The organism is Streptomyces sp. NPDC091287, from assembly GCF_044768525.1.
GTDB lineage: Bacteria > Actinomycetota > Actinomycetes > Streptomycetales > Streptomycetaceae > Streptomyces.
This window is the reverse complement of the sequence record NZ_JBIVUV010000021.1, coordinates 71,765-96,800: the sequence shown is the minus strand read 5'-3', so window position 1 is coordinate 96,800 and position 25,036 is coordinate 71,765. Positions and strand designations below refer to the sequence as shown.

General features: G+C 73.6%; 26 protein-coding genes. 19 read left to right on the top strand and 7 right to left on the bottom strand.

Features of this window, described 5'->3' with window-relative positions:
• Positions 1-42 precede the first annotated feature (42 nt).
• On the top strand, positions 43-615 hold the full coding sequence (locus tag ACIQRW_RS31055) for a rhodanese-like domain-containing protein (RefSeq protein ID WP_097867972.1): 573 nt from the start codon (positions 43-45) through the stop codon (positions 613-615).
• Positions 616-678: 63 nt separating this feature from the next.
• Here ACIQRW_RS31055 and ACIQRW_RS31050 read toward each other — a convergent pair whose 3' ends face one another.
• Complete coding sequence (locus tag ACIQRW_RS31050) at positions 679-1,974, bottom strand: alpha/beta fold hydrolase (protein ID WP_403766524.1); 1,296 nt, start codon at positions 1,972-1,974, stop codon at positions 679-681.
• Between the two features lie 151 nt (positions 1,975-2,125).
• On the opposite strand from ACIQRW_RS31050, the gene ACIQRW_RS31045 reads away from it, so the two are divergent.
• Both ACIQRW_RS31045 and ACIQRW_RS31040 read left to right on the top strand, forming a co-directional pair.
• Positions 2,126-3,289 (top strand): ABC transporter ATP-binding protein, encoded by a 1,164-nt coding sequence (locus tag ACIQRW_RS31045; protein ID WP_403766522.1) that lies wholly within the window; start codon positions 2,126-2,128, stop codon positions 3,287-3,289.
• 151 nt (positions 3,290-3,440) lie between these two features.
• On the top strand, positions 3,441-4,265 hold the full coding sequence (locus ACIQRW_RS31040) for an aldo/keto reductase (RefSeq protein WP_403766519.1): 825 nt from the start codon (positions 3,441-3,443) through the stop codon (positions 4,263-4,265).
• Positions 4,266-4,278: 13 nt separating this feature from the next.
• On the opposite strand, the gene ACIQRW_RS31035 is transcribed toward ACIQRW_RS31040, so the two are convergent.
• Positions 4,279-4,578, bottom strand: coding sequence for a DUF2087 domain-containing protein (locus ACIQRW_RS31035; protein ID WP_403766516.1), 300 nt, complete (start codon positions 4,576-4,578; stop codon positions 4,279-4,281).
• 326 nt (positions 4,579-4,904) lie between these two features.
• Between ACIQRW_RS31035 and ACIQRW_RS31030 the strand changes: the two genes are divergently transcribed.
• Complete coding sequence (locus tag ACIQRW_RS31030) at positions 4,905-5,810, top strand: nitroreductase/quinone reductase family protein (protein ID WP_403766513.1); 906 nt, start codon at positions 4,905-4,907, stop codon at positions 5,808-5,810.
• A 13-nt stretch (positions 5,811-5,823) separates the two neighbouring features.
• Here ACIQRW_RS31030 and ACIQRW_RS31025 read toward each other — a convergent pair whose 3' ends face one another.
• The 3 genes from ACIQRW_RS31025 to ACIQRW_RS31015 are packed head-to-tail and all read right to left on the bottom strand — an operon-like array spanning position 5,824 to position 8,145.
• A complete protein-coding gene (locus ACIQRW_RS31025) occupies positions 5,824-6,774 on the bottom strand; it encodes an ABC transporter substrate-binding protein (RefSeq protein ID WP_403766510.1) in 951 nt (316 codons plus the stop codon).
• Positions 6,771-7,442 (bottom strand): ABC transporter permease, encoded by a 672-nt coding sequence (locus tag ACIQRW_RS31020; protein WP_403766507.1) that lies wholly within the window; start codon positions 7,440-7,442, stop codon positions 6,771-6,773. Before ACIQRW_RS31020 ends, ACIQRW_RS31025 begins: the two co-directional genes overlap by 4 nt.
• A 25-nt stretch (positions 7,443-7,467) precedes the next feature.
• The gene (locus ACIQRW_RS31015; protein ID WP_215109000.1) at positions 7,468-8,145 is read right to left on the bottom strand and encodes an ABC transporter permease; all 678 of its coding nucleotides are present in this window, start codon (positions 8,143-8,145) and stop codon (positions 7,468-7,470) included.
• A gap of 153 nt (positions 8,146-8,298) precedes the next feature.
• Here ACIQRW_RS31015 and ACIQRW_RS31010 point away from each other — a divergent pair, with 153 nt between their 5' ends.
• From ACIQRW_RS31010 to ACIQRW_RS30940, 15 genes are all read left to right on the top strand, one after another.
• On the top strand, positions 8,299-8,991 hold the full coding sequence (locus ACIQRW_RS31010; protein ID WP_403766505.1) for a hypothetical protein: 693 nt from the start codon (positions 8,299-8,301) through the stop codon (positions 8,989-8,991).
• Entirely contained in the window at positions 8,988-9,668 is a 681-nt protein-coding gene (locus tag ACIQRW_RS31005; RefSeq protein ID WP_403766502.1) for a DUF4166 domain-containing protein, read from the top strand. The genes ACIQRW_RS31010 and ACIQRW_RS31005 overlap by 4 nt, the downstream gene beginning before the upstream one ends.
• Entirely contained in the window at positions 9,665-10,312 is a 648-nt protein-coding gene (locus ACIQRW_RS31000) for a TetR/AcrR family transcriptional regulator (RefSeq protein ID WP_403766499.1), read from the top strand. Before ACIQRW_RS31005 ends, ACIQRW_RS31000 begins: the two co-directional genes overlap by 4 nt.
• A 222-nt stretch (positions 10,313-10,534) precedes the next feature.
• Complete coding sequence (locus ACIQRW_RS30995; protein WP_403766496.1) at positions 10,535-11,593, top strand: hypothetical protein; 1,059 nt, start codon at positions 10,535-10,537, stop codon at positions 11,591-11,593.
• Entirely contained in the window at positions 11,590-12,639 is a 1,050-nt protein-coding gene (locus tag ACIQRW_RS30990; protein ID WP_403766493.1) for a polyprenyl synthetase family protein, read from the top strand. Before ACIQRW_RS30995 ends, ACIQRW_RS30990 begins: the two co-directional genes overlap by 4 nt.
• A gap of 114 nt (positions 12,640-12,753) precedes the next feature.
• Entirely contained in the window at positions 12,754-13,344 is a 591-nt protein-coding gene (locus tag ACIQRW_RS30985) for a cysteine hydrolase family protein (RefSeq protein WP_403766490.1), read from the top strand.
• Positions 13,345-13,670: 326 nt separating this feature from the next.
• The gene (locus ACIQRW_RS30980; RefSeq protein WP_403766488.1) at positions 13,671-14,834 is read left to right on the top strand and encodes a glycosyltransferase; all 1,164 of its coding nucleotides are present in this window, start codon (positions 13,671-13,673) and stop codon (positions 14,832-14,834) included.
• Positions 14,831-16,312: a sugar transferase gene (locus tag ACIQRW_RS30975; protein ID WP_403766486.1), complete on the top strand. Its 1,482-nt coding sequence runs from the start codon at positions 14,831-14,833 to the stop codon at positions 16,310-16,312. The genes ACIQRW_RS30980 and ACIQRW_RS30975 overlap by 4 nt, the downstream gene beginning before the upstream one ends.
• Before the next feature lie 2 nt (positions 16,313-16,314).
• Positions 16,315-17,673, top strand: coding sequence for an O-antigen ligase family protein (locus ACIQRW_RS30970; RefSeq protein WP_403766484.1), 1,359 nt, complete (start codon positions 16,315-16,317; stop codon positions 17,671-17,673).
• Positions 17,670-19,382 (top strand): murein biosynthesis integral membrane protein MurJ, encoded by a 1,713-nt coding sequence (gene murJ, locus ACIQRW_RS30965; RefSeq protein ID WP_403766481.1) that lies wholly within the window; start codon positions 17,670-17,672, stop codon positions 19,380-19,382. The genes ACIQRW_RS30970 and murJ overlap by 4 nt, the downstream gene beginning before the upstream one ends.
• On the top strand, positions 19,372-20,184 hold the full coding sequence (locus ACIQRW_RS30960) for a polysaccharide deacetylase family protein (protein ID WP_403766478.1): 813 nt from the start codon (positions 19,372-19,374) through the stop codon (positions 20,182-20,184). Before murJ ends, ACIQRW_RS30960 begins: the two co-directional genes overlap by 11 nt.
• A complete protein-coding gene (locus ACIQRW_RS30955) occupies positions 20,181-21,317 on the top strand; it encodes a glycosyltransferase (RefSeq protein WP_403766475.1) in 1,137 nt (378 codons plus the stop codon). The genes ACIQRW_RS30960 and ACIQRW_RS30955 overlap by 4 nt, the downstream gene beginning before the upstream one ends.
• Positions 21,314-21,991 (top strand): lipopolysaccharide biosynthesis protein, encoded by a 678-nt coding sequence (locus tag ACIQRW_RS30950; protein WP_403766472.1) that lies wholly within the window; start codon positions 21,314-21,316, stop codon positions 21,989-21,991. The genes ACIQRW_RS30955 and ACIQRW_RS30950 overlap by 4 nt, the downstream gene beginning before the upstream one ends.
• The gene (locus ACIQRW_RS30945; protein ID WP_403766469.1) at positions 21,988-23,136 is read left to right on the top strand and encodes a GNAT family N-acetyltransferase; all 1,149 of its coding nucleotides are present in this window, start codon (positions 21,988-21,990) and stop codon (positions 23,134-23,136) included. Before ACIQRW_RS30950 ends, ACIQRW_RS30945 begins: the two co-directional genes overlap by 4 nt.
• A 139-nt stretch (positions 23,137-23,275) precedes the next feature.
• On the top strand, positions 23,276-23,557 hold the full coding sequence (locus tag ACIQRW_RS30940; RefSeq protein ID WP_026290151.1) for a chaplin: 282 nt from the start codon (positions 23,276-23,278) through the stop codon (positions 23,555-23,557).
• A 67-nt stretch (positions 23,558-23,624) separates the two neighbouring features.
• Here ACIQRW_RS30940 and ACIQRW_RS30935 read toward each other — a convergent pair whose 3' ends face one another.
• Both ACIQRW_RS30935 and ACIQRW_RS30930 read right to left on the bottom strand, forming a co-directional pair.
• Positions 23,625-24,488, bottom strand: a complete 864-nt coding sequence (locus ACIQRW_RS30935; RefSeq protein WP_403766467.1) for a tyrosinase family protein — start codon at positions 24,486-24,488, stop codon at positions 23,625-23,627.
• 19 nt (positions 24,489-24,507) lie between these two features.
• Positions 24,508-24,993, bottom strand: a complete 486-nt coding sequence (locus ACIQRW_RS30930; protein ID WP_403766465.1) for a tyrosinase family oxidase copper chaperone — start codon at positions 24,991-24,993, stop codon at positions 24,508-24,510.
• Positions 24,994-25,036 lie beyond the last annotated feature (43 nt).

Sequence of the window (25,036 nt, the reverse complement as noted above, 5' to 3'; positions counted from 1 at the left end):
CCCCCGCACCCTGCCGCTCCGGCGAACGAAAGGAACCCGCTCGTGCCCAGCCCCGCATCCCTCTCCCCCGCCCAGGCCGCAGCCCGTCTGGAGGAGTTCACCGTCATCGACGTGCGGGCTCCGGGCGAGTACGCCGCCGGACACGTTCCCGGCGCCCTGAACATCCCGCTCGACAAGCTGCCGGACGCGCTGCCCGCGCTCAAGTCCGCCTCCGCGCGCGGTTCGCTGCTGGTGGTGTGCGCTTCCGGGGTCCGGTCCACGCGCGCCTGCGAGATCCTCGCCGGCGCGGACATCGAGGCCGTGACGCTGACCGGCGGCACATCGGCCTGGGAGGGTGACGGCCGCGGCCTGGACCGCCCCGAGGGCGCGCGCACCACCTGGCCCATGGAGCGTCAGGTGCGGCTCGCCGCGGGCTCGCTGGTGGTGGCGGGGCTGGTGGCGGGCATCCGCTTCCCGGCGGCGCGCTGGCTGTCCGCGGGCGTCGGCACGGGCCTGGTGTACTCGGCGCTCAGCAACACGTGCGGGATGGCCGCGGTCCTCTCGAAGCTGCCGCACAACAGGGCCCCGCGTGCCGCCGGTGACCTGGACGCCACGCTGGAGGAGCTCCAGCGCTGATCCGACGGGGCCGGCCGGTCCACGATCGGCCGGCCCCGGGATGGACGCGCGGGGCCCGGCCGGTCAGGCCTCGTCGCGGACCAGCGCCAGCAGCCGGTCCAGGACGCGGGGGCCGCCCGCGCGCACGCCGTCGTGCTCGTACTCGTCCGTCACCCAGGTCCGCAGCCCCCGGATCGCCGCCGCCGTGCGCAGCGCGTCCGCGGTGTCGACGTACATGTCGTCGTGGTAGACGGCCGCGGCGACCGGGACCTCGTTGGCGGCGAGCCGCTCGGGGTCGTACAGCACGGGCCAGTCGGTGCGCTGTGCGAGCAGTTCGGCGGTCTCGCGCAGCGGGCGCAGGGCCGGGTCCACGTCGAAGTGCCAGGGGTGGATGGTCTCGCCGGTGAAGAGGACCGGGCCGTCGCCCGCCAGCGCCGTCGCCGCGTCGAACTGCGGGAACTCGGCCCGGACACGCTCGGCGGCCCAGGCGGTGGGGCGCTCGCCCTGCCCGTAGATGGCCTCGTGGAGCAGGGCGTACAGCGGGTGCCCGGCAAAGGAGGCGGCCGTGCGCATGGCTTCCTGGAAGGTGTCGGAGAGTTCGGTGGCGCCCGGGGTGCGGACGAACGCGTTCTCCAGCAGGTAGTGGAGCTGGTGGCTGCCGTTGCCCGAGCCGAGCATGATGCCGAGCGACTGGAAGCCCTCGGGCGTCAGCCGGTGCCCTGCGCTCTCGGGCCGGTGCTCGGCGAGGTACGCGGCGATCGCGCGGGCGCGCTCGACGTCCTGGGGGTAGCGGGCGTAGTGGGCGGCGACCTTGCGTTCGATGCGGGGGTACGCGGCCCGGTAGACGTCGTCCGCGTGCGCGTGCAGCGAGGGCAGTCCGCCGGTGATCAGGGCCGCCGCGAGGCCCTCGGGGGCCGAGGAGAGATAGCGGACGGCGCAGAAGCCGCCGAAGGACTGGCCGAGGACCGTCCAGGGCGCTCCGCCCGTGAGCCGCGGCCGGATCAGCTCGCAGTCGCGGACGATGGAGTCGGAGCGGAAGTGGGCGAGGTAGTCGGCCTGTTCGCGCGGGCCGCCGCGCAGCGGGAGGGTCTGCCGGTTGGCCGGGGTGGACAGTCCGGTGCCGCGCTGGTCGAGGAGGAGCACCCGGAACTCGCGCAGGGCGCGGCCGAGCCAGGCCTCCGTGCCGACGAACCGGCGCGCGCCGAAGCCGGGGCCGCCCTCCAGGTAGACCAGCCAGGGCAGCTCCTCGCCGGCCCGGGAGGTGGCGACCGCTTCCCGGCCGTAGAGCTCGATCTGCTCGCCGCCGGGGTCGCTGTGGTCCAGGGGCACGGTGAAACGCCGGTCGGTGAGGACGACGCCGGGCTGCCGGTAACTGATCACGGGAACTCCTGAATCCGGGGTGCGGGCTGATCCGGGCGAAAGGGCCAGTTCAGCACAGGGCGGCACCGGTCCGGCGAAGGGGTCGTGCGGGGGTGCCCCGGACGGTCCCGGCCGGTGTGCGCGGCGGACGGAGGGCTCCTAGCGTTCAGACATGATCCGGTTCGAGCAGGTCGGCAAGGTCTATCCGGACGGGACGACTGCGGTCGACGGGCTGTCCTTCGAGGTGGCGGAGGGTGAGCTGGTGACCCTGGTGGGACCGTCCGGCTGCGGCAAGACGACCACGATGATGATGGTGAACCGGCTGATCGAGCCGACCTCGGGCCGGATCCTGGTGGACGGCGAGGACATCGCCGGGATCGATCCGGTGAAGCTGCGCCGGCGGATCGGCTATGTGATCCAGCAGGTGGGCCTCTTCCCGCACCGGACCGTCCTGGACAACACCGCGACCGTTCCGGCACTGGTCGGCTGGAAGCGCGCACGGGCCCGGGAGCGGGCGGCGGAGCTGCTGGACCTGGTGGGCCTGGACCCGAAGACGTACGGCTCGCGCTATCCGGCGCAGCTCTCCGGCGGGCAGCGCCAGCGGGTGGGCGTGGCGCGGGCGCTCGCGGCGGATCCCCCGGTGCTGCTGATGGACGAGCCGTTCGGCGCAGTGGACCCGGTGGTGCGGGAGCGGCTACAGAACGAGTTCCTGGCGCTCCAGCAGCGGGTGCGCAAGACGGTGCTCCTGGTGACGCACGACATCGAGGAGGCGGTGCGGATGGGCGATCGGATCGCGGTGTACGGGGAGGGGCGCATCGAGCAGTTCGACACCCCGGCCGCCGTGCTCGGCACCCCGGCGACCCCGTACGTGGCCCGGTTCGTGGGTTCCGACCGGGGGCTGAAGCGGCTGTCGGTCACCGCGATCGAGCCGGAGGACCTGGAGGAGCCGCCGGTGGCCCGGCTGGAGGAGCACGCCGGGGCCGCGGCGGCCCGGCTGGCGGCTGCGGGGGCCCGCTGGGCGGTGGTCCTGAACGGCGCGGGCGAGCTGCACGGCTGGGTGTCGGCGGACGCGCTGCGGTCGGCCGGGGAGGAGGGGACGGTGGGCGGTCTGGCCCGCCGGATGGACGCGTGGGTGCCGGTGGGCGCCCCGCTGAAGCAGGCGTTCAGCGAGATGCTCCAGCACGACGCGGGGTGGGTGGCGGTGCTGGACGGGGCCCGGTTCCTCGGGGTGCTGACCCCCGCCAAGCTGCACGAGGCGCTGCGCCGGTCGGTGGACGCCGACGCGCAGGGGGTGGGCCGTGAGGAGGTGGAGTTCGATTCCGTGGCGGACGCGTAGGGGCGGGGGTGACCCGACACACCTTGCCCGCGTTTGCATGTAACCCGCGTATGCAATTATTGTTTACGCCAGTAAACGTCGTACGCCAGAGATTCCGGCGGGCGACGCGTACGAGGCACACCGCTGCACCGCTCTACCGGAAGGCCGTCACATGTCCACCGTCCCCACCGTCACGCTCAACAACGGCGTGGCCGTCCCCCAGCTCGGCTTCGGCGTCTTCCAGGTGCCCGACGACGAGACCACCGCCGCCGTCTCCGCCGCACTGGAGGCCGGCTACCGGTCCATCGACACCGCGACGGTCTACGGCAACGAGGTCGGCGTGGGCCGTGCGCTGGCCGCCTCCGGGATCCCCCGCGCGGAGCTCTTCGTCACCACCAAGCTGTGGAACGCCGACCAGGGCTACGACGCGACACTCGCCGCCTTCGACGCGAGCCTGGCCAAGCTCGGCCTCGACCACGTCGACCTCTACCTGATCCACTGGCCGACGCCCGCGCACGACCTGTACCCGGAGAGCTGGCGCGCCCTGGAGAAGCTGGCCGCCGACGGCCGGATCCGCGCGGCCGGGGTCTCCAACTTCCAGCCCGCTCACCTGCGCCGGCTGCTGGACACGGGCACGCTCGTCCCGGCCGTCAACCAGATCGAGCTGCACCCGGGTCTCCAGCAGGCCGAGCTGCGCGCCTTCCACGCCGAGCACGGCATCGCCACCGAGGCCTGGAGCCCGCTGGCCCAGGGCGCCCTGCTCAAGGAGGCGGCCCTGGTCTCCATCGCCGAGCGGCACGGCAAGTCCCCGGCCCAGGTGGTGCTGCGCTGGCACCTCCAGCTCGGCAACGTGGTGATCCCCAAGTCGGTCACGCCCGAGCGGATCCGGCAGAACATCGACGTCTTCGACTTCGAGCTGTCGGCCGCGGACATGGACGCCATCGCCGACCTGGACCGCGGCATGCGCACCGGCCCGGACCCCGACACCCTCAACTGACCCGGTTCACCGGTCAGCGTCCGCGGCGGTAGCTGCTGCCGTCCCGGGGCCGGACCAGCAGCCCCGCCACGACGAGGTAGCGGCGCAGCGCGGAGCAGTCCTCGTGGACGGTGAGGAGCGCCTCGTTCACCTCGCGCTCGGTGTACGAGCGCTCCCGCTCGAACAGCGTGTCGGCGAGGTGCACGAGCAACTGCTCCCGCCGGGCCTCCCTGCGCGGGATCGCGACCAGGCGGCCGTGCGAGAAGAGTGCTTCGACCCGGTGGGTGCGAGGGGTCTGCGACGGCGGCGTAAGGGTCTCTTGTTCAGCGGGCATGGCCGGAAGCGTCGCAGCCGTCCGGCGGACGGGCAACGCCTTTTCGGCGTCGCCCGTCCTCGCGTTGACAGACCCGTCCCGCCCGGGTTCTGATGGTGAACGTGCGGCGTGACGTCGGCCAAAGAGATCTGGGCCGGCCGGCGGTCAAGCCAGCACCTTCTTCCAGGGATGACGCCATGAGTCCACTCATCGCCCCCTGCCTCTGAGCAGCCGCACTCCGAGCAGTCGTGCTCCGAGCGCCTTCGCGTCCGAACACCCCATCGCGGAAACTCCGCGACGCCGGGCCTTCGCCTGCCCGCTTTCCTTCCGGGAGACCCAGAACCTCCATGCCTCAGAACTTCCAGCTGTCCGTCATCGCCGAGTTCCGCGCCAACGCCGGGAAGGTCGGCGGCCCCTTCGAGGGCTCCGACCTCCTGTTGCTCACGACGACCGGGGCCCGCTCCGGCACGCAGCACACGACCCCGCTCGGTTACGTCCGCGACGGCCGCCGACTCCTCGTCGTCGCCTCCAACCTCGGCGCACCGCTCCACCCCGACTGGTACCGCAATCTCCTCGCCCGTCCCACCGTGCAGGTCGAGCTGGGGGACGCGGAGTTCGAGTCCCTCGCCGTACCGGCCGAAGGGGCCCGGCGCGACGAACTCTTCGCCCGGGTCGTCGCCGAAGCGCCCGGGTACGCGGAGTACCAGGCCGCCACCGACCGGGTACTGCCGGTCGTGGTCCTGGAACTCCCCGACCCCGACGCGACGGCTCCCGCGATCACCTCGCTCGCCGACAAGCTGGTGGAGGTGCACACCTGGCTGCGCGCCCAGTTGCTCCACGTGGGCGCCGAGACGGAGGCGCACTTCGCCGCGCGGGCTTCCCACCCGGCCGGGGGCGAACCGCCCGCACCCGGCCTCGGGTTGCAGATCCGCCAGCGCTGCCTCGCGTTCTGCCAGGCGCTGGAGTTCCACCACGACTCCGAGGACGGCCATATGTTCCCCACGATGGAGGGCTACCACCCGCACCTGATGGACGTCTTCGACCGGTTGCGCAAGGAGCACCGCAGCATCGGGGCCGTACAGGCGTCGCTCGCCGCTCTGCTGGCCGATGTGGCGATCGCGGAGCCGGACCGCTTCCGCGCCGAACTGGCCCGGATGACCGAGGAGCTGACCGCGCACCTCGACTACGAGGAGGAGCACATCCTGCCCCTGCTGGCCGGCGTGCCCTGGCCGCCGGCCCCGCCCGCCTCCTGAGCTGTCGGGCGGCTCAGTCCTCCGGGAGGAGATTCTTCGACTCCAGGTAGGTGCGCGCGACGTCCTCGGGCAGCCTGCGCCAGCTGTCGACCTGCTCGTTCATCGAGGCCAGGTCGGCGGTGGTCAGCACGGTGTTGAGCCGGTCGAGGGCGTCGCGCACCCCGGTGCTCCCGGCGCGTGCGCGGTTGACGACGGGAACGACGTAGTCCGCGTTCTGGAGCTTCTTGTCGTCCTCCAGCAGGACGAGACCGAACTGGTCCAGGGTGGCGTCGGTCGTGGTGGTCAGGACCATCTGGTCCTGGCCGCTCTGCACCGCCTGCTTGGCCTGGGTGGTGCCGACGCCCTTCGGGTCGACGGCGACGACGTCGATGCCGTACGTCCTGCGCAGGCCGGGGGCGCAGTAGGGCCGCTGGACGCATTCGTCGCCCGCCGCCAGCCGTACGGGCAGCTGCGCGGCGCCCACGTCGCTGAGGGTCTTCAGTCCGTGTTCCTTCGCGTACGCGGCGGTGACGGCGAAGGCGTTCTGGTCGACGGCCCGGCCGGGGTCGAGGACGGTGAGTCCGCGCGGGGCGGCGAGCGAGCGCAGTTCCTTCATGGTGGTGGCGAGGTCGGGCGATCCGACCGGGGGCGCGTCGGCCCCGTTGGCCTTGGCGTTCAGCCAGTCGGCGAAGGTCGCCGCGTACTCCGCCACCACGTCGATCTGGCCGTTCTCCAGGGCCGGTTCGTAGATTTCGCGATTGGTCACGGAGATGATGTCGGCGGAGTACCCGGCGTGCTCCAGGAGCAGCGCGTACAGCTGGGCCAGCAGGTCGCTCTCGGTGAATCCTGCGGATCCGACGGTGAGTTCCCTGCTGTCGCCGGGCGGGGCGGTGACCTCGCCCTGGTTCTCCAGCGTCGGGCCGGTGGTGCAGGCGGTGGCGGCGAGGAGGACCAGCGCGGCCAGAGTCCGGCGGGCGAGGCTCATGCGGCCTCCCGGCCTCGCCGGGGAGCGAGACGCTGCCCGGCCTCGAAGAGACTCTCGACGAGGAGGGCGAAGGCAGCCACCAGGATCGCCCCGGCCACCACCTGCGGGGTGGAGGCGAGGTTGAAGCCCGCGGTGATGATGCGGCCCAGTCCCCCGCCGCCGGCCAGCGCCGCGATGGTGGCGGTGGCCACGAGCTGGACGGCGGCGATCCGCACGCCGGTGAGGATCAGCGGGAGGGCGAGCGGCAGCTCCACACCCAGGAGCAGCTGGCGGCCGGTCATGCCCATTCCCCGGGCGGCCCGGACGACGTCCCGGTCGACCTCGCGCATCCCGACGTAGGCGTTGGTGAGAAGCGGCGGCACGGCGAAGAGCACGAGAGCGATGACCGTCGACCACTGCCCGTGCGTCCCGATGGGGGTGAGCAGCAGCAGGACCAGTACGGCGAAGGTGGGCACGGCCCGGCCGACGTTGGAGAGGTTGACGGCGAGCGCGCCGCCCTTGCCGAGGTGGCCCAGGACGAGGGCGACGGGGAGGGCGATCAGGCAGCTGATGAGCAGACAGACGACGGTGAGGTAGAGGTGTTCGCCGAGCCGGTTCCAGACGCCGTCGGGGCCGGACCAGTGGGCGGCGGTGGTGAGCCAGGACCAGGTGTCGGAGAGGGTGTTCACCCCTGCACCCCCCTGCTGGGTGTGTTCACGCCCGCCTCCGGGTCCAGGGGGTCAGCAGCCGTCCCGCTCCCAGGAGCAGCAGGTCGGCGGCGACGGCGATGACGACGCACAGGACGGAGGCGGTGAGCACCTGGGCCTTGAAGTAGGTGTTCATGCCGGAGTAGATGAGGTTGCCGAGTCCCCCGTGGCCGACGATCGCCCCGATGGTGACCAGGGAGACCGCGGAGACGGTGGCGATGCGCAGCCCGGCCATCGCGGCGGGCAGGGCGAGCGGGAGTTCCACGGCGATGAGCAGCCGCAGCGGCCCGTAGCCCATGCCGCGTGCGGCCTGCCGGGTCTCCTCGGGGACGGCCCGGAGCCCGGCCAGGATGTTGCGGACGAGCAGCGTCAGGGAGTAGAGGACGAGCCCCGCGATCACCAGCGCGGCCGAGAGTCCGTAGAGCGGCAGCAGCAGCGAGAACATCGCGAGCGACGGGATCGTGTACAGGATCGTCGTCAGCCCCAGCACCGGGCCGGCCGCCCAGCGCCACCGGCGGGCGGCCACCGCCAGGGGGACGGCGAGCAGGAGCGCGATGGCCACCGAGGCGGCCGTCAGCTGGAGGTGTTGCAGCACCGCGTCCATCAGGATCTCGCGGCGGCTGGAGAGGTAGGCCCCGCAGATCCACTCGTTGCGGGCGAGGCAGTCGTCCGGGGGCGCCGTCACCCGTCCATTCGAGCGCGGCAGCGGTTCCGTCGCGCGTCGGGGGCCGCCGTTCGAGGGGTTTGAGCGAGTGCTCAACCTTCTCTGGTAGCGTCCTGGCGAGCGGAGAGGGTTGAGCACTCGCTCAAACCCCTCGTGGCCGACCCGGGGGCACACATGGGCCTGTACATAGAGGCGTTGATCCGCACGGATCCGGAGCGCCTGTGGCAGCGGACGCAGGAGCCCGCCCAGCATCAGCGGTGGGATCTGCGGTTCACCGAGATCAGCCACCTGCCCGGTCCGGCAGGTTCCGCCCAGCGGTTCCGGTACGCGACCCGGGTGCTGCCCTTCCTGACCGTCGCGGGGACCGGGACGAGCGCGGGCGAGCGGCGGCGGGCGGACGGCGAGCGGGTCTCGGCCCTGCGCTTCGCCTCCTCGGAGTGGTTGTCGCCGCTGGCCGAGGGCAGCGGGTACTGGCGTTACGTTCCCACCGTCGACGGCATCCGTTTTCTGACCGGCTACGACTACCGGACCCGCTGGGGCCGCTTCGGAGCGGTCGCGGACCGGTTGGTGTTCCGGCCGCTGATGGGCTGGGCGACCGCCTGGTCCTTCGACCGGCTGCGGCTGTGGTGCGAGCGGGACATCAGCCCGGCCCGGTCGCTGGCGTACGCCCTGGCGGAGGTCCTGGTACGGGTCCTCGCCGTGGCGGCCGCCCTCCCCTTCGGCCCGGCGGCCGTGCTGCCGGCCGCCCTGGCCGCGCTGCTGGTACCCCCGTCGCCCCGCACGCCCGCCGCCCGCCGCTGCCTGCGCAGACCGCCCGGCCGTCCCGCCGTCGCCCCGTCCCTCCTCGCCCGCCTGGAGCGCCCGTGACCTCGATCTTCGCCCGTGCGATGGGAGCCGACTTCGAGCGGCTCCACCCCCAGCTGCGACGGCGCTTCTCGGTCGGCCTGGAGAGCGGGGAGGCATGCGTCGGGCGCGGTTCCATGGACCGGATCTGGCACGGCCGGGCCTTCGTGAAACCGTTCCTCGCGCTCGGCGCCACACGCAACATCCTGGTGCCGAGGACCGGCCGCGACGTCCCGTTCACCATCGAGAACGTGCCGTACACGGACGCCCACGGCCGGGAGACCGTGACCTTCGTCCGGACGTTCGCCCTGCCGGGCGGTCCGCGCCGCTTCGACGCCACGATGGTGCACAGCCCCGAGCGGTCCTGCGTGCTGGACTACCTCGGGACCCACCAGCACCTGGCCACCGACCTGCGGCTCACCGCGGAGCCCGACGGTTCTTTGCTCATCCGCTCCGGGGAGCACCGCTTCCGCGAGGGACCCGTCGATGTGCGGGTCCCGCGGCTGATCGGGGGTGACGCCGAGGTCCGCGAGTCCTTCGACGACGCCACGGGCCGCTTCCGCATCCGGGTCGCGGTGACCAATCGCCGCTTCGGCCCCCTGTTCGGGTATGAGGGAACGTTCCGCGCCCGCTATGTCGACGCCCTGCGCCACGGCGTACGGGCGGGTCTGCGCCCGGTCCGCGAAGAGGCGCGGGCGTGACGGGGACCGCGGCGGGGGCGGACACCCGGACGAAGCTTCTGGAGGGCGCGCTGCGCACCCTCGCCGAACAGGGGATCGCCAGGACGTCGGCCCGCTCGGTGGCGGCCTCGGCCGGGGTCAACCAGGCGCTGGTCTTCTACCACTTCGGCTCGGTCGACGAGCTGCTGGCGGCGGCCTGCCGGCACGGGGCGGAGCAGCGGGTGGCCCGTCACCGCGACCGGCTCGCCGCCGTCACCACCCTCGCCGAGCTGCTGAAGTGCGGGCGCGAACTGCACGAGGAGGAGCGGGCCGGCGGCCATGTCGCCTTTCTGGCACAGGTGCTCGCGGGAGCGCAGACCCAGCCCCGGCTGGCGCCCGCGACCGCCGCCGGACTCGACCTGTGGACCGCCGAGATCGAGAAGGTCCTCACCCGGATCCTGGCGGACTCGCCGCTGGGCGAGTTCACCGACCCGGTGGGCCTGGCACGCGCCGTGACCGGGTCGTTCGTGGGCCTGGAGCTGTACGAGGGCGTCGACCCCGCGGGGGCCGGGCGGGCCTTCGACGCGCTGGAGCAGCTCGCCGAACTGGCCGGGGTGCTGGACGAGCTCGGCCCGGTGGCCCGACGGGCGGTACGCCACCGGTTGCGGCGCACGGGGCGGACGTAGGAGGCGGCTCGCGGCGGAAACGCGGAACGACCTGGGCTTCCCGAGCAACCCTCCTCGCCCGGCCGCCGTCTTGATCCATGACAGGACGGTGCGCCGCGTAGGACGTGCGGCGTCCAACCCCCACAAGATCCGGGCCTGCACGACCGCCGGACTATACCCCCCACGTATACACGGTGGGTATAGTTCGCGCGATGCGGGCCCGGCACCGCGCGGAAGGCCCCCATGCAGACCAAGGCACTGGCGCCCGAGTACCAGGGAGCGCTCACCAAAATGTCGGTGAACGCCTCCCTCACCGACGTACTGGCCGAGGGAGTTCGCCACCTGAGGCAGGCCGAGCTCTCCGGATCGCAGGAGGAGGTGGCGCGTTCGGGGCTGGCCGTGGCCGAGGCGCACCGCAGGCTCGGGCAGGTCGTGGAGGCCGACCGGGCCTGGAAGGCCAGCTACCGGGCCGCGCGCACGGCCGGGAACACCGGGGCGATGGCGTGGGCGCTGTGGAGCGGGGGCACGCTGGCGCGCCAACGCGGTTCGCTGCGCCTCGCGTTCAGGCTGCTCGGCCTCGCCGCGGAGCTGGGGAAGCGGGGCGGTGACGTGGTCGCCCGGGGCTATTCGCTGGCCGGCCTCGCCGAGACCGGACGGATCCAGGGCGACTACGCGACCGTCGCGACGCTGCACGAACAGCTGCTGGCCGAGGCCCGCGCCCGGGGCGAGGCCCGGCACACCGTCTGGGCGCTGGAGGGCATCGCGCAGATCCACCGCAACACCGGCTCGCTGGACACCGCGTTGGAGATGTTCGAGGAGGCGGCCGTCCTGGCGGGCGACGCGGACGACCGGCGCGGCCGGGCCTGGGCCCTGCGCGGCATCGCCGACATCGTCTCCCTCCGGGACGGGGCGACCGGGCGCGCCCTCGATCTGCTCTCCGAGGCCGAGGTCACCTGTCGCGAGATGAACCTCTCCAGCGCCCTCGCCTACAACCACAAGATGCGGGCCAACGTGCTGTTCCGCGCCGGGCGGTACGAGGACGCACGCGAGGTCTACGAGCAGGCGCTCGGGGAGTTCCGTGCGATGGACGAACCGCGGGGCGAGGCGCTCGCCTCGCTCGGCCTGGTCAAGGCGCGGGCCAGGCTCGGCCGGGACCGCGACGCCACCGCCGCCGAGCTGGACGAACTGCGCGGCAGGCTGAGCCGGATCGGGCTGCTCAACGCCCAGGAGATGGTCGAGAAGGCGTACGCCGAACTCGGCGTGGAACCGGCCTCCGCGGGCGAGAGGGACGGCCGGCGATGACGCTCTCCACGACCAGCCGGGCGAGCGCTCCGCAGATACTGGACCGCTGCCGCGAACTGGTGCGCCCGGCCCTGGTGGAGTCGGTGGGGCGGCTGCACCCCTGGCACGCGGAGACGGCGGCCTTCTCGCTGGGCTGGAGCGGGACCGGCGGCGAGCCGGCGCCCGGATCGCAGGGCAAGGGCGTCCGCCAGGCGCTCGCGGTGCTCGGCGCGGAGGCCGCCGGCGGCAGCGGGGCGGACGCGGTGCTCGGCGCGGTGGCCGTCGAACTGATCCACACCTTCTCCCTGATCCACGACGACATCATGGACGGGGACGAGACCCGTCGTCGCCGGCCGACGCTGTGGAAGGCGTACGGCACGGGTCCGGCGGTCCTCGCGGGGGACGCGCTGTTCGCGCTGGCCGTCTCCACGCTGGCGGAGGCTCCGGGCCCCGGCGGCGCGGCGGCGGTCCGGCAACTGGCGGGCGCGCTGCGCGATCTGGTGAGTGGTCAGGCGCAGGACCTGCTCTTCGAGTCCCGGCCGTGGACCGGGCCCGGGGCGGTCCTGCCGCACGAGTACCGGTCGATGGCCACCCACAAGACGGGCTCCCTGCTCGGTTGCGCCGCCGCCCTGGGCGCGGTGCTGGCAGGTGCCCCGGCGAGCACCGTGGAGGCGCTGGACCTGGCGGGGCGGCATGTGGGGGTGGCGTTCCAGGCGGTGGACGACCTGCTCGGGATCTGGGGCGATCCGCAGGTGACCGGCAAGCCGGTGCACAGCGATCTGCGGCGGCGCAAGAAGACCTACCCGGTGCTCGCGGCCCTGTCCGCCGACCACCCGGCGGCCCGGCGTCTCGCCGCGCTGCTCACCTCCGCCGAGCCGCTCGACGACCTGGCGGCGCGCCGTGCGGCCGAGCTGATCGACGAGGCAGGCGGTCGGCGGGCCGCGGTCGCGGAGGCACACGAGCACCTGGCCGCGGCCCGTGCCTGTCTGGACCGGGTGCCGTTGGCGGAGGGCGCGCGCGGGGATCTGCTCACGCTGATCCCGTACCTCGTGGACCGCACCGGCTGACCCGTGGCCGCCCGCCGGAAATCGGCGGGCGGCCACGGTCCCGCGTACGGCACGATGGGTCCGGGCCGGCCTTCGCCCACGCGCCCACCGCGACGACGTGAGGACTCCCCCGGCATGACCGACCTTCCCGCTCCCGTCACGGCGCTGCTCGTCATCGACGTCCAGTCGGCGTTCGTCGCGGGGGACGCCGCCGTGCCCGAGGCGCCCCGGCTGTTGGACCGGGTGACGGATCTGATCGGGCGGGCCCGGGAGGCCGGGGCGCTCGTCGTCCACCTGCAGAACGACGGCCCGGTCGGAGAGCCCGACGAGCCGGGGACGCCCGGGTGGGAGCTGCACCTGCCCGTGCGCACCGGGCCGGCCGAGACGGTGATCCGCAAGAGCGAGGACGACGGTTTCGAGGAGACGTCGCTGGAGGCCGAGCTGCAGGCGGCGGGCGTCCGGGCGCTCGCCGTGTGCGGGGTGATGTCGGAGATGTGCGTGCTCGCCACCGCCCGCCGGGCCCTGGAGCTGGGCCATCGGGTCGTCCTGCCCCATGACGCCCACGCCACGTACGACATTCCGGCCGCGCCGGACATCAGTGACGTGGTGCCGGCGGCGATGGCGTCACGGGTCGCGGAATGGGCTCTGGGCGACGAGGTGGAAATCGTGGCGCGCGCCGGACACGTCTCTTTCGCCACTCCGTTCGCCACCACGAGAATGGCCTAGTCGGCCGATAGATGGTGCCGCCATCCGGTGGGGTGATCGGCCCAGTACGGCATGCCGGAAAAAGGCTGAAGATATAAGCGGCGCGATGCGTTCAGACACCTCCGCCATTCCGTACGGGGACTCCCGGCAAGCCCTTTCACCGACTGTCCGTGAAAGGGCCGCGGGCATGCGCCGATCTGCTGTGCGACCACCCGAACGGCCCTCCTTCACGCGTCATCCCCCTGTGATCGTATGAGCGAGTCACGCGCACGATTTCGCCACAACTCTGCCAAAGTGCACTTCGGCTTTACTTACCGGATTGAGCGAAGAGAGCCGTCGTGCTGCACATGCGTCGTACTGAAGAAAGCCAATTGACGGTCCTTCATCTGGTTCAGCCCGTGGACGGCGGCGTGGCCCGGGTCGTCACCGATCTCGTCAGGGCCCAGGCCGGGTCCGGGCTGCGCCCCGTGGTGGCCTGCCCGCCCGGCAGCCCGCTGGCCCTCGGGGCGGCGGCCGCGGGCGCCGAGGTCCATGGCTGGTCCGTCACCCGTGCCCCCGGGCCCCGGCTGGCCGGTGAGGTGGCCGCCGCGCGGCGGATCGTCCGCGTGAGCCGCCCGCACGTGGTGCACGCCCACAGCGCCAAGGCGGGACTGGCCGGCCGGATCGCGGTACGCGGCCGGATCCCCACCGTGTTCCAGCCGCACGCCTGGTCGTTCGAGGCGGTCGGCGGGCGCACCGCGGAACTCGCGCTCGGCTGGGAGCGGTTCGGCGCGCGGTGGGCCGATCACATCCTGTGCGTCAGCGAGTCCGAACGTCGCACCGGACAGGAGGCGGGCATCGCCGCCCGCTGGTCGGTCATCCACAACGGCATCGACCTCGACCGCTTCCGTCCCGGCAGATGCGGGGACCGTGCGGAGGCCCGCGCCTCGCTGCCCTTGCTGGAGGGCGCCGGCGCGGACGCCCCGTTGGTCGTCTGCGTCGGCCGGCTGACCCGGCAGAAGGGGCAGGACGTGCTGCTGCGGGCCTGGCGCCGGATGCCGGTGGACGGGGCCCGTCTGGTCCTGGTGGGCGACGGGCCCGACCGGGACGGACTGGAGGCGTCGGCCCCGCCGGGCGTGCTGTTCACCGGAGCCTGCGAGGACGTGCGGCCGTGGATCCACGCGGCGGACGTCCTCGTGCTGCCCTCCCGCTGGGAGGGCATGGCGCTGGCGCCGCTGGAGGCCATGGCCTGCGGGCGCCCCGTCGTGATGACCGACGTGAACGGGGCGCGGGAGAGCCTGCCGCCCGGCCACGAGGACCACTGTCTGGTGCCTCCGGAGGATCCGGCGGCACTGGCCGCGGCGCTGACCGCCCTGCTCGCCGACCCGGAGCTGCGCGATGCGCTGTCCCGCCGGGCCCTGCACCACACCCGGGCGGCCTTCGACGTCCGACGGACCGCTGGGGCGGTTGCCGGTCTCTACCAGGAACTGGTCGGCATGTCCGGCCCCACGAGGAAGCGCACCGAGCGATGACGATGGAGAGCACACCGGTTCCCGGCGCTGGTCAGGCAACAGCCGTACAGGCTCACACGGTTCATCCGCCGCGAAGAAGCGGCGGTGGTGCGCAGGCGCGGCCCGGCGAGCGCCGGACCGTCCCGTACGGCCGTCTCGCGCCGCTCCTGTGCACGGACGCCCTGGCCCCGGCCGTGACGTTCGCCCTGGTCGTCCCGGTCTCGTGGCCCTGGCTGCTGGTGGCCGTCCAGGCGGTGGCGCAGGTGCTGCTCTTCGCCCAACGTCGCCTGTACGGGATGCGCTTGTCCCCCTCGGTCCTCTCCGAGCTCCCCGCCCTGTTCGGCCTCACCCTCCTCCAGTGGTACGTGACGATGGAGGTGCTGGCCACCTGGGCTCCGCAGCAGGCGATCGGCTGGGCGGTGCTCGCGTACGGGGCCGTCACGCAGACCGTGCTGACCTGCGCGGGACGCGTGGCGGTGTACGGGGCACGGCGGCGGGCGGCCGTCCGCCGCCCGCTGTCCACGCTGGTCGTGGGCCAGGGGCCGTCGGCCCGTCAGGTGACGGCCGCCCTGTTCGACCACCCCGCCTACGGACTGCGGCCGGTCGGTCTGGTCGCGCCCCCGGCGTCCGGGGACGAGAAGCAGCCGGCGGGTTCCGACCCCGTGCCGCTGCCGGTCCTGGCCTCGCCCCAGGAGGTGGGGCGGGCCGTCGTCCAGAACAGCGTGCGGCACGCGGTGTTCACGGCGCCGCCCGAGTCCACCCCGGACGGCGCCGCTCTCTTCACTCTGCTCACCGGTCACGGCTGCCGGGTGTGGCTGGTCACCGGTCCCGGCGCCGTCGCCGGGCTCCCGGCGGAAGGCCGCCCCGATCATCTGTGGGGTTTCACCGTCCAGCCGCTGAACGACGGAACGAACCGTCCTCTCGGCCACGGGGCGAAGCGGGCGATGGACGCCGCCCTGGCCGCGGTCGGGCTGTTGCTGGCGGCCCCGGTGATGGCGGCCTGTGCCCTGGCCGTGCGGCTCTCCGACGGGCCGGGCGTGATCTTCCGTCAGGAACGCGTCGGCCGGCACGGACGCCCCTTCGTCCTGCTGAAGTTCCGTACGCTGCGGCCCGCCGACGTCCAGGAGTCGGCCACCCGCTGGAACGTCGCGTCCGACGGGCGGATGAGCCGCGTCGGCCGCGTGCTGCGCCGGACCTCCCTCGACGAGTTGCCGCAGCTGTGGAACGTCCTGCGGGGCGATATGAGCATGGTCGGCCCGCGCCCCGAACGCCCCTTCTTCGTGGCGCAGTTCAGCCGTGCCCATCCCGGCTATCAGGCCCGCCACCGGATGCCCGTGGGCATCACGGGTCTGGCCCAGGTGAACGGGTTGCGCGGCGACACCTCGATCGAGGAGCGGGCCCGCTTCGACAACCGCTACATCGAGACCTGGTCGCTGTGGCAGGACGCGTGCGTGCTCGCGCGGACCGCGGGTTCCCTGTTCCGGCTCGGAGGCAGCTGATCATGGCCGCTGTGCTGACCCCGCCCGCGCCGTCGACGGCGGCCTGGCCCCGGGCCGCCACCCGCCCCCCGTGGCGTGGTTGGCGGAGCCGTTGGCCGCTGCTGCCGCTGGTCGCGACCGTCCTGCTGCCCGCCCTGCCCTCCGGGGCCTCCGGTGGGGGCGGCCCGGCCGACGTGGCATCCGGCCTCGCGGTGCTGGTGTGCGTGGGGCGGCTGCTGTATCTGCGGCAGCGTCCGCTGAGCGCCACCGCCGCGCTGGTTCTGGGCCTGCCCGCCGTGGGCTTCGCGGTGGCCACGGTCATCGCGGCGGACCCGGCCGCGGCCCTGCCGGGGCTGGTCCGCCATCTCCAGGTCTTCGTCCTCGTTCCGATGGCCGTGTACCTGCTGCTCCGGGACGCCCACGGGTTCCGGATCGTCGCCGGCTCGCTCGTCCTCCTGGCGGTCGTCCAGGGCGTCACGGGCGTCCATCAGTACGTCACCGGGACCGGCGCCTCCTACATGGGCGAGGACATCCGGGCGGTCGGCACGTTCGGGCCCAGCGACATCATGGGGATGGCGACCGTCGTCGCCTACGGTCTGCTCGCCGCCGCGGCCTGTGCCCTGCGTACGACGCGGAACGCCCCGGCCTGGCTGCGGCCCTGCGCCGCCGTCCTCGCCGTCGCGCTGATCGTGCCCCTGACGCTGTCGTTCAGCCGGGGCGTGTGGATCGCCACGGGCGCCGCGGTCCTCGTCGTCCTGGCACTGACCGGGCGGCGGCAGGCGCTGACATCGCTGGCCGTGCTGGGCGCGGCCGGGGTGGTCCTGGTCGGCGGGTTCGGCATCGGCTCCGAGATGATCGCGGACCGGGCCGCCAGCGTGACCCGGGTGACCAGCACCCCGGACCGGTCGGTCAGCGACCGCTACGCGATGTGGAGCGCGGCGGGCGCGATGTGGCGGGAGCGGCCGGCCGCCGGGGTCGGCCTCAAGGGCTTCCCCGCACACCGTGACGGGCACGCCTCCATCGGGCTCTCCTCCGGCAGCGACACGGCCGGGGCGGGTCAGGAGTTCCGCCGGCAGGCGCTCCTCTCCCCGCACAACATGTATCTCCTCGTCCTCAGCGAGCAGGGCCTCATCGGGCTGACCGCGCTCGTCGGCAGCTGGGCGGCGATCCTGGTCGGGGCGGTCCGCAGACTGTACGTCGCCCGCTCGCGCGGACACGCGGCCCTGGACTGCGGGCTGGCGGCGGTGGCCCTGATGACCTGGCAGAGCGTGAACTTCCTGTACGCGGACATCGGCGGGCCCACCACGGTCCTGAGCGGGGTCGTGCTGGGACTGGCCGCCTGGTGGGCGCTGGCCGGGCCGGACCGGGTGAGCGCCGCATGAGCGACACCGGCACGGGGACGGAGGCCGAGGCGCGTCCGGCGGGCGCGGCAGCCCCGCCGCTGCTCCCGGCCCCGGGAGGAGGTCCCGAAGGGCCCCTCTCCCCCGGCGTCGCGCCAGGGACGGCCGGCGGCGAGGCGCCCCGGCTCGGGTCCTTCCTTGCCCGCGCGGCGGCGGCCACCGCGGTGCTGACCGTGTTGGGTGCCGTCCTCGGTCTGGTGCGGGACCAGGCCATCGCCCGGTATTTCGGGGCGAGCGACGCGAGTGACGCCTTCCTGATCGCCTGGACCGTGCCCGAGATGGCGGCGACGCTGCTGATCGAGGACGGGATGGCGCTCCTCCTGGTCCCCGCGTTCAGCCTCGCCCTGACCCGGCGGGCGGCGGCCGGGGAAGCTCCCGGGGCCGACCCCGTACGGGATCTGGTGGCTACCACGCTCCCCCGGCTGTTCCTCCTGCTCTCCGGCGGCGCGGCGCTGCTGATCGCGGGCGCCCCGTGGGTCGTGGGCGTTCTGGCCCCGGGCCTCGCCGATCCGCGGCTCGCCGTGGACTGCACGCGGCTGACCGCGGTCACCGTCCTCACCTTCGGGATCACCGGCTACTTCAGCGCCGCGCTGCGCGCGCACCGCAGCTTCCTGCCGCCCGCCGGCGTCTATGTCGCGTACAACCTCGGCATCATCGGGATGACGCTGGCCCTGCACGCGGCGTGGGGGGTACGGGCGGCGGCGGTGGGGGTCGCGGTCGGCAGTGTGCTGATGATTCTGACCCAACTGCCCGTGTTCCTGCGGCTGGTACCGCTGGCGCGGCCCCGGCTGCCGAGGTTCCGGCGGGGTCGGCGTGCGGCGCGGACCGCTCCGCTGCTGGGCTTCGCGGTGCTGGCCCCGGTGGTCCTGTTCGTGGTGAGCCGTCAGTCCCAGGTGCTGGTGGAGCGGTTCCTGGCCTCCACGCTGCCGGCGGGCGCGATCTCGCATCTGAACTACGCGCAGAAGGTCGCGCAGATGCCGATGGTGCTGTCGCTGATGATCTGCACGGTGACCTTCCCGGTGGTCGCGCAGGCCATGGCCGCGGGGGACCGGGAGAAGGCCCGGCTGCGCGTCGAGCGGGACCTGGCGCTCGCCGGGATGGTGGTGCTGCTCGGCACCGCGGTCGTCCTCGGCTACGCGCCCCAGATCATCGAGGTGCTCTTCCAGCGCGGCGCGTTCGACACCGCCGACACCGCGTCCACCGCCCAGGTGATGCGGGTGTACGCGCTGGGGCTGCTCGGCCACTGTCTGGTCGGCGCGCTGAGCCGGCCGTTCTTCTCGTCCGGGCGGCCCACCTGGTTCCCGGCGTTCGCCATGGGCACCGGGCTGCTGGTCACGATGGGGGCCGGGTACGCCCTGACGTACCGCTTCGGCGTGGACGGCATCGCGACCGCCAACGCGATCGGGATCAGCACGACGGCGCTGCTGCTCCTCATGGGCCTCGGCACCCGGGTGGTGCCGATCCGGACGCGGGCCGTGGCCCTCTCGCTGGGCCGGCTCACCGGCGCGTCGCTGGCGGCGGGCGTGGCCGGCTGGGCCTGCGCCCCCCTCGTCCCCGATCCGGTGCTGAGTCTGGCCGCCGGGTGTCTTCTCGTCCCCGCCGTGTTCTTCCTGACCGGGCTCGCCCTGCGCTCGCCCGAGGTCGTCTCCCTGCTGGCACTCACCCGACGGAGGTTCCTTGATGGCCGCTGAATCCTCGGCACACTGCGCCGACGCTCCCTCGTCCCGGCTCCGCCCGCACACCCGCCGCCGGCCGTGGATCCTCACGTACCACTCGGTGACGGATCCGAGCGACGATCCGTACGGCATCACCGTCTCCCCCGACCGCCTCGACGAACAGCTGTCGTGGCTGCGCAGCCGGCGGCTGACGGGGGTGGGGGTGTCCGAGCTGCTGCGCGCGGGGGACGGGGGGCGGCGCGGGCTGGTCGGGCTGACCTTCGACGACGGGTACGCGGACTTCCTCGACGAGGCGCTGCCGGTGCTCCGCAAGCACGGCTTCCGGGCGACGGTCTTCGTCCTCCCGGGCCGGCCGGGTGGCGTCAACGAGTGGGATCCGCTCGGCCCGCGCAAGCCGCTGCTCACCCACGACGACGTCCGGCGGGTCGCCGCCGCGGGCATGGAGGTCGGCTCGCACGGTCTGTACCACCAGGACCTGACGGCCCTTCCGGACGAGGAGCTGCGCCGGGAGACCGCCCGCAGCCGGGAGCTGATCGGCGATCTCACCGGGTCGCTCCCGGAGGGCTTCTGCTACCCGTACGGCATCCTCGACCGCCGGGTCACCGAGGCCGCGCGCTCGGCGGGCTACGGCTACGCGTGCGCGCTGGCTCCCGGCCCGCTGCTCAGCCGGTTCGCGCTGCCCCGCACCCACATCAGCCAGGCGGACCGGGGGGTACGCCTGTGGGCGAAGGACCTGCGGCACGGGCTCCGGCAGGTGGCGGTGCCCGGTGCGGGCGCCCGGGTCGCCGGGCCGGTGCGGACGGGCGGCCCGGCGTGAGGGCGCTGCACGTCATCACCGGGCTCGGGGTCGGTGGCGCCGAGCGGCAGTTGCGGCTGCTGCTGCGGCATCTGCCGGTGGAGTGCGATGTCGTGACGCTCACCAACCCGGGGGCGGTGGCCGAGGAGCTGCGGTCCGACGGCATCCGGGTGACCCACCTCGGGATGCGCGGCAACCGGGACCTGTCGGCCGTCGGAAGGCTGGCCCGGCTGATCCGGGACGGCCGCTACGACGTGGTCCACACCCATCTGTACCGGGCCTGTGTGTACGGCAGGATCGCGGCCCGGCTCGCCGGGACCCGGGCCACCGTCGCGACCGAACACTCCCTGGGGCGTGCCGAGATCGAGGGCCGCCCGCTCACCCGGTCCATTCGCGCCCTGTACCTCGCGACCGAACGCCTCGGGGCGGCGACCGTCGCCGTCTCCTCCACCGTGGCCGGCCGGCTGCGGGACTGGGGCGTGCCGGCCGACCGGATCCGGCTGGTGCCGAACGGCATCGACGCGGACCGGTTCCGCTTCGACGCGGGGCGTCGGGCATCCGTACGGGCGGAACTGGGCGTCCCCGACGAGGCGTTCGTCGTCGGCGGGGTCGGGCGGCTGGTGCCGGGCAAGCGGTTCGACGTGCTGATCCGCGCGGTCGCCGCCCTGCCGGAGGCCCGCCTGCTGCTGGCCGGGGACGGTCCGGAGGCCGGGGCGCTGCGGGCGCTGGCCCTGCGCCTCGGGGCCGTGGACCGCATCCGGTTCCTCGGCGAGTGCGACGAGCGCGGGGACGGCCCGGTCCCGGGTGTTCCGGCACTGCTGAGCGCCCTGGACGCCTTCGTCTCCACGTCCCGCGAGGAGTCCTTCGGACTCGCCGCCGTGGAGGCGCTCGCCGCCGGACTGCCCGTGCTCCACGACGCCTGCCCGGCCATCGACGACCTGCCCGCCGCCCACGCCCCCGCGGCCACCCGGATCGCCGGGAGCCCCGAGGAGCTGACGGCCCGGCTGCGGCAGCGGATACAGGCCGGAGCGGACCGGCAGCCGCCGCCCCGGGCCGTCGGCCATTACGACATCAGGCGCAGCAGCGAGCGCCTGATGGACGTGTACGCGTACGCCCTCGACACCGCCCCACCGAACCGGAGAGCCCTTTCATGACCGACTCACCCGAGCAGCAGCGTCGACATGTCGTCGTCCGTCGGCTGCGCACCGCCCTCGCCCGGCTGCCGCACTGGTGGCCGCTGCCCGTCTCCGTGCTGATCGGCACCGCGTCCGGGCTCTCGTACAGTGCGCTCGCCGCGGACCGGTACGAGGCCACCAGCTATGCGATGGCGGTCGCCGAGGCGGAGACGGACCCCTCGGCGGCCCTGGGGTACGCCCAGTCGTACGGGCGGCTGACGACGAGCGACGCGACGCTCTCGTACGCCCAGGGCGCGGCCGGCGAAACGGTGCGCGAGCTGCGGTCCCACGTCCGGTCGGAGACCTCTCCCGACTCGCCGATGATCTCGGTGACGGGCACGTCCGAGGACCGGCACAAGGCGGCCGACATCGCCAATGCGGTCATCGAGGCCGTCATCGTGAGCAGCGGCCATGTCTCCAAGGACACCGGGGTGAAGCTGATCAAGTTCACCCATGCGATGACGCCGGACCAGCCCATCTCGCCGTCCGTGCCGCTGGGCGCCGCCGTGGGGGCCGCGACGGGCGGGCTGCTGGGCGGCCTCGTGCTGCTGGTCCGGCCGCGCCGGGCGGGCCGGCCCGTCCCGGTGCAGGTTCCCGGTCCGACGGCCGGGGGCGGCAACGTCGCGCAGGACGACCGGGAGCTCGTCCGATGACGGGGCACCGGGCGGGCGGCCTCGTCGTGACCCTGTGCCGGGACTTCGGGGAGTTCGGGGCTCTCGCCGGGGAGTGGGACGCGCTGCACCGCCGCTGCGCCACCGCGACCCCGTTCCAGAGCCATGCCTGGCTGCACTCGTGGTGGATCTCCTACGGTCAGGAGGGCCGGCTGCGGGTGCTGCTGGTCCGCCGGGCGGGGCGGCTGATCGGGGCGGCGCCGCTGATGCTGGTGCACCGTCCGATGCCGCTGCTCGTCCCGATGGGCGGGGCGATCTCCGACTTCTTCGACATCCTGCTGGACGAGGAGGAGGCCGGTTACGCGGTGGGGGCGCTGGGGCGCGGTCTGGACCGGGCGGCCCGGCACACCGTGGTGGACCTGCGGGAGGTCAGGCCCGACGCGTCGGCGCAGTTGCTGTTCGGGCGGTGGGCCGGGGCCCGGAGCCGGCTCACGGACTCGACGTGCATGGAACTGCCGGCCGAGCCGCTGGGCGACGCCGTGGCGCGGCTGACGGGCTCGCGGGGCCAGCGGCTGCGCTCCAAGCTGCGCAAGGTCGACGCCCTGGGCGTCGAGGCGCACCGGATCCCGCGGGACGGGGTGCCCGCCGCGGTCGGCACGCTGCTGCGGCTGCACGAGCGGCAGTGGGAGGGCCGGGCGGTCAACCCCGAGCATCTCCGGGCGCGGTTCTCGGACCATCTGATCCGGTCGGTGGGGCGGATGGTGGGGGACGGTACGGCGGCCATGACCGAGTTCCGGCTGAACGGCGAGGTGGTGGCGTCCAACCTGTCGTTGCAGTCCGGACGGCTGACGGGCGGCTATCTGTACGGTGCGGATCCGGCGCTGCGCGAGCGGAAGGTCGATGTGTCGACGATGCTGCTGCGCGAGGTCGCCCAGCAGGCCTCGGACGGCGGGTGCGCGGTGCTGAGCCTGCTGCGCGGTGCGGAGAGCTACAAGAACCACTGGGGGCCGGTGCCGGTGGTCAACCAGCGGCTGCTGCTGGCGCGGCCTGGCCTGGAGCCGCTGCTGCGGCTGCGCGAGTCGCAGGTGGCCGTACGGGAGCGGGCGGTGGAGACCGTGAAGGCCCGGTTCCCGGCGGCGCGGGACTGGCACGAGCGGTTGACGGGGCTGCCGGTGCTCGGGCGCTGACGCGCCGGGCATACGCCGGACAGGGGCGTCGGAGATATCACCTGTGCGCTGATCCGTTACCGTCCGGCCTCTCCCGCGTTGTCAGGGGGTGCGGGCCTCGTGTCCGCAGCACACCCCCTATCTGTTCTAGGAGTTCCGAATGTCTCGTATGACGAAGGTCGCCGCAGTCATGGCCGGCACCGGCGCCCTGATCGCCGGCGGCGCCGGCATGGCGTCCGCGGACGCCGGCGCGCAGGGCCTCGCCGCCGCCTCCCCGGGCGTCGGTTCGGGCAACGTGGTCCAGGTCCCCGTGCACGTGCCGGTGAACCTCTGCGGCAACACGATCAACGTGATCGGCCTGCTGAACCCGGCCTTCGGCAACACCTGCGTCAACGCCGACGGTGGCCACCACGACAAGGGCGGCTACGGCTACGGCCGCTGATCTCCCGTGGTTCCGGAACGGCCGGCTCCCTCCTCGCGGAGGGGGCCGGCCGTTCCTCCGTCCGGGCTCAGGCGTAGCGGTAGAGCTTGCCGTGGTCGAGGAGTTTCCTCGGGGTCACGCCCCAGGGGGGCATCGCCTCGTCGAGGCCGAAGACGTAGTCGCGGTCCTGGCCCGGTGAGGCGGGCTTGCGGCCCGGCAGGTAGGCGGACTTCGGGTGGGCCTTGCGCCACCGGTCCCACAGCAGGTCGATGAAGGAGTGGTGGAGCCAGAACACCGGGTCCTCGGGGGAGGCCGCGCCCGCCATCGGGCCGCCGACCCACTGGTGGACCCGGTTGTGGAGGCCCACCCCGCGCACGCCCCGGATCCCCCACCCCTCGACGCGGTTGCGGAAACCCTCGGCGCAGACGCTGTTCCAGGGCTCGGTGTCGTAGACGGGGTCCTTGAGCGCCCGCGCCAGGTCGTTCTTGGTGGGGAGGGAGACCGGGTCGCGGCCCGGTCTGCCGAAGTTGCGGGTGAGGTAGTGCTCGTCGGTGACGCCCCTGCCGACGCTCCAGTTGCCCGCACCGTAGGCGAACGCGCCGGTGGTGACCTGGCGGTCGCCGGTCCTGCCGTTGCCGCCGAGGAAGTCCTCCGCCCAGAGCGACGAGGTCGGCTTGTTGTCCTGGGTCCAGTCCCAGTACGGGACGCTGACGCCCGCGTCGACGCCCCGGAGCGCCTTCTCGAACTCCAGCAGGTACTGGCGGTGCCAGGGGAAGAACGAGGACGTCATGTGTGCCGGGCGCGGCCGCCGCTCGGTGTCCATGACGTAGTACTCCCGGTGCATGACGACGAAGTCGTCGTAGCGGCCCGAGCGCTTCAGTTTCAGGATCGCGTCGACGAGCCGGCGCTTCTCGGCGCGCGTCAGGTCGCGCTGGTTCTTGCGGGTGTACACCGGTGCTGGTCCTCCTGGTTCACATGCGGTGCGCGGCGGGGTGCGAGAGTTGGGCGGCTCCGAGCTCGTCGACGGCGGCACGGGCCGCCTCCAGCAGCGTCGGGTACGACTCGTAGTGCCGGACATCGCTCAGATAGGTGCCGTCCGCCCGCCTCATGACGTGCAGGGGCCTGCCGTCGATGCGGACGTCGACGCCCGGTTCTGCGGCGATCGCGACCCGGTCGTCGTCCGTGGCGCCGGCGGGGACGACGGCGGTCGCCGTCGCCCGGATCTCCCTGCCCCGGTACATCTCGGCGAACTCGTCCGCCGTGGGTACGGGGCGGGATCCGGGGCCGGACGTGGGCGCCTGGGGTGCGGGCCGGGCCGCGGCGGCCCGCTCACCGTCGAGCAGCGGGAGCAGGGCGCCCGCGGTGCCCGTGACCACTGCGGCGGTGAAGGCTCCGCGCAGGACGATCCGGCGGGAGGGAACGCGGGTGCCGCCCGGTTTCGCGGGGGTGGGGCTCATGAGATGACTACCTGCCTCTCGTTGACTCGCCTCGTCGACTCGT

Excerpts from the sequence above, each read along its gene's own strand:
- ACIQRW_RS31045 (WP_403766522.1), top strand. The coding sequence starts at position 2,126 with ATGATCCGGTTCGAGCAGGTCGGCAAGGTCTATCCGGACGGGACGACT.
- ACIQRW_RS31040 (WP_403766519.1), top strand. The coding sequence starts at position 3,441 with ATGTCCACCGTCCCCACCGTCACGCTCAACAACGGCGTGGCCGTCCCC.
- ACIQRW_RS31035 (WP_403766516.1), bottom strand. The coding sequence starts at position 4,578 with ATGCCCGCTGAACAAGAGACCCTTACGCCGCCGTCGCAGACCCCTCGC.
- ACIQRW_RS31030 (WP_403766513.1), top strand. The coding sequence starts at position 4,905 with ATGCCTCAGAACTTCCAGCTGTCCGTCATCGCCGAGTTCCGCGCCAAC.
- ACIQRW_RS31025 (WP_403766510.1), bottom strand. The coding sequence starts at position 6,774 with ATGAGCCTCGCCCGCCGGACTCTGGCCGCGCTGGTCCTCCTCGCCGCC.
- ACIQRW_RS31010 (WP_403766505.1), top strand. The coding sequence starts at position 8,299 with ATGGGCCTGTACATAGAGGCGTTGATCCGCACGGATCCGGAGCGCCTG.
- ACIQRW_RS30995 (WP_403766496.1), top strand. The coding sequence starts at position 10,535 with ATGCAGACCAAGGCACTGGCGCCCGAGTACCAGGGAGCGCTCACCAAA.
- ACIQRW_RS30990 (WP_403766493.1), top strand. The coding sequence starts at position 11,590 with ATGACGCTCTCCACGACCAGCCGGGCGAGCGCTCCGCAGATACTGGAC.
- ACIQRW_RS30985 (WP_403766490.1), top strand. The coding sequence starts at position 12,754 with ATGACCGACCTTCCCGCTCCCGTCACGGCGCTGCTCGTCATCGACGTC.
- ACIQRW_RS30980 (WP_403766488.1), top strand. The coding sequence starts at position 13,671 with ATGCGTCGTACTGAAGAAAGCCAATTGACGGTCCTTCATCTGGTTCAG.
- ACIQRW_RS30975 (WP_403766486.1), top strand. The coding sequence starts at position 14,831 with ATGACGATGGAGAGCACACCGGTTCCCGGCGCTGGTCAGGCAACAGCC.
- ACIQRW_RS30970 (WP_403766484.1), top strand. The coding sequence starts at position 16,315 with ATGGCCGCTGTGCTGACCCCGCCCGCGCCGTCGACGGCGGCCTGGCCC.
- murJ (WP_403766481.1), top strand. The coding sequence starts at position 17,670 with ATGAGCGACACCGGCACGGGGACGGAGGCCGAGGCGCGTCCGGCGGGC.
- ACIQRW_RS30960 (WP_403766478.1), top strand. The coding sequence starts at position 19,372 with ATGGCCGCTGAATCCTCGGCACACTGCGCCGACGCTCCCTCGTCCCGG.
- ACIQRW_RS30950 (WP_403766472.1), top strand. The coding sequence starts at position 21,314 with ATGACCGACTCACCCGAGCAGCAGCGTCGACATGTCGTCGTCCGTCGG.
- ACIQRW_RS30945 (WP_403766469.1), top strand. The coding sequence starts at position 21,988 with ATGACGGGGCACCGGGCGGGCGGCCTCGTCGTGACCCTGTGCCGGGAC.
- ACIQRW_RS30940 (WP_026290151.1), top strand. The coding sequence starts at position 23,276 with ATGTCTCGTATGACGAAGGTCGCCGCAGTCATGGCCGGCACCGGCGCC.
- ACIQRW_RS30930 (WP_403766465.1), bottom strand. The coding sequence starts at position 24,993 with ATGAGCCCCACCCCCGCGAAACCGGGCGGCACCCGCGTTCCCTCCCGC.